2 protein-coding genes are annotated in these 2746 nt (G+C 45.2%); both read left to right on the top strand.

Features of this window, described 5'->3' with window-relative positions:
- The coding region (locus tag IQ229_RS22735; protein WP_228013664.1) for a B12-binding domain-containing radical SAM protein at positions 1 to 1566 on the top strand (1566 nt) is incomplete at its 5' end.
- 232 nt (positions 1567 to 1798) lie between these two features.
- Positions 1799 to 2602, top strand: a complete 804-nt coding sequence (locus IQ229_RS22730) for an SDR family NAD(P)-dependent oxidoreductase (RefSeq protein WP_194047637.1) — start codon at positions 1799 to 1801, stop codon at positions 2600 to 2602.
- Positions 2603 to 2746: the final 144 nt, after the last annotated feature.

Below are 2746 nucleotides of genomic sequence, written 5' to 3'. Positions count from 1 at the left end.
CCTTCGCACCATCGACGCATTCTGTGTATTTTTCCCAAGTACAGCCGTTCATTTGGTACTTTTCATCACGCTTACCCACTTATGGGTAATGTCCGGGCTTTTATGCCACCCCAAGGTATTTTAATTGTGGCTGCCTACTTACCTAAAGAGTGGGAAGTGCGGTTTATTGATGAGAATGTCAAATCAGCAAGTAGGGCTGATTACCAATGGGCTGATGTGGTGATTGTGAGTGGAATGCATATCCAAAAACCACAGATTAATCAAATTAACGAACTTGCCCATCGAGCGGGGAAAATTACCGTTGTCGGCGGCCCTTCAGTATCTGGGTGTCCAGAATATTATCCTGATTTTGACATTTTACACTTGGGCGAATTGGGAGATGCTAGCGATCGCATGATCGAATATCTAGACCAAAACTCTCAACATCCCCAACAACAAATTCGCTTTGAAACCAAGGAACGTTTACCCCTAACAGAGTTTCCCACCCCAGCTTATCATTTGCTGAATATCAATGATTATTTCTTGGCAAATGTCCAGTTTTCTAGTGGTTGCCCTTATCACTGCGAGTTTTGTGATATTCCCGAACTCTATGGCAACAGTCCTCGGATGAAAACGCCAGAACAAGTAGTCGCTGAGTTAGACGCAATGCGACAATCTGGCAATTTGGGGGCAGTGTATTTTGTCGATGATAACTTTGTTGGCGATCGCCGCGCCGCCATGAAGTTACTTCCTCATCTGATTGACTGGCAAAAACGCAATGGTTATCCCATCCAGTTTGCCTGTGAAGCAACGCTCAACCTAGCTCAAAGTCCAAAGCTGCTGGAAATGATGCGCGAAGCTTATTTCTGCACAATCTTTTGCGGTATCGAAACACCAGAACCAAATGCCCTCCATGCGATTTCCAAAGACCAAAATCTGAGTATGCCAATCTTAAAAGCGATTCAGGTTTTAAATAGTTATGGCATGGAAGTAGTATCAGGAATCATCATCGGGTTAGATACAGATACACCAGAAACAGCAGACCGAATTATCGAATTTATGCGGGCATCGCAAATTCCCATGTTGACAATTAACCTGCTTCATGCGCTACCTAGAACTCCATTATGGCGGAGATTAGAAGCAGAAGGGCGACTTCTCTTTGATGAAAGCCGCGAATCAAATGTTGAGTTTTTGATGCCTTATGAGCAAGTTATTGAGATGTGGCGGCGCTGTATTACAACTGCTTATGAGCCGGAATTTTTATATCAGCGATTTGCCTACAACATGGAACACACCTATCCAAATCGCATCGAAGTTCCTAACAGCCCTTCTCGGATTTCTGCGGCTAATATTCGCAAAGGTTTAACTTATTTAACTAATATTTTGGTGCGGATAGGCTTATTTAGTAACTATCGCCAGACTTTCTGGAAAATGGCCAAGCCAGCACTAAAAGCAGGTAATATTGAAAACTTGGTTCACGTTGGACTTGTCGGACACCATTTGATTAAGTTTGCCCAAGATTGCGCCAAAAACGAAGAATCGGCTTCGTTTTATTCCCAAAAAATTGTTACGAAAGTTCGTAGCTAAGGTAACAATTAAAATAAGTTTTGAAAGGCTGAAACTCTGTTAGAGGTATATACAGAACTGTAAAAAAGTAACCTTGAAGATACACTCGCGATACTTCCTTGGAAAGACGCAATCACACTGCTACCTGCCTAACATTGTAAGGGTTGAAAGCCCACAGTGTATGCAATTATTTTGGTAGCGAGAAAACCATTGCAAGCGAGTGTGGAGCAGTTACATAGGAATTTTAGAGGTTATGAACAGTTCATTGACCCGACCCCTGGCTGTCGTCACAGGTGCCTCCAACGGCATCGGTTACGAACTCGCAAAACAGTTTGCCAAAAACGGCTTTGATCTCTTAGTCACAGCCACTGGATCGAGCATTGACGAAGTGGCTATTGCGTTCGAGGGGCTGGGTGCAAAGGTTGAGACAGTGCAGGCCGATCTCGCTAACTATGATGGTGTTGAGACACTGTACAACCAGATTAAGGCGACTGGGCGACCAGTAGATGCGATCGCTATCAACGCAGGTGTTGGTGTTGGTGGTGATTTCGCCAGTGAAACCGACCTAAAGGACGAACTCAATCTGATCAATCTAAATGTTGTATCCTCTGTACATCTTGCCAAACGAGTGGTGAAGGATATGGTTGAGCTTGGCAAAGGTCGAATCCTTTTCACATCCTCAATTGCCGCACTGATGCCCGGCCCGTTCGAGACAGTCTACGCCGCCTCCAAAGCCTTTGTGCATTCTTTTTCAGAAGGGTTACGCAATGAATTGAAGGACACAGGCGTTACCGTGACCGCCCTCATGCCTGGCCCGACCGATACCAACTTTTTCCACCGCGCGGGTATGGATGACACAAAAGTGGGCACAGATCAAAAAGACGATCCGGCTGAGGTCGCCAAGCACGGTTTTGAAGCTTTGATGGCAGGCAAAGATCACATCATCGCCGGTTCCCTCAAAACGAAGCTTCAGGCCACTGTGAGCAAGGTCTTACCTGATACCATCAATGCTGAACAGCATCGCAAGCTCAGTGAGCCGGGGTCAGGCAACAACTAATTTGTACCTAATCAAGCGAATATGCTCAGTTAGCACTCATTTTAAGCGGGGTGCGATCGCCTGGGCTAACGGACTTGTGAAAAATAAATTATCCCAAATTATTTGCACATCTGTAGGGACGCACATCTGTGCATTGGTGTCAAC

The sequence above is a fragment of the Nostoc cf. edaphicum LEGE 07299 genome, from assembly GCF_015207245.1.
Classification (GTDB): Bacteria; Cyanobacteriota; Cyanobacteriia; order Cyanobacteriales; family Nostocaceae; genus Nostoc; species Nostoc edaphicum_B.
The sequence above is the reverse complement of the archived record's forward strand: the minus strand, read 5'-3'. Positions and strand labels throughout refer to the sequence as shown.

What these genes read in the sequence shown, in the direction of transcription:
- IQ229_RS22730 (WP_194047637.1), top strand. Translation starts at nt 1,799, where the DNA reads ATGAACAGTTCATTGACCCGACCCCTGGCTGTCGTCACAGGTGCCTCC.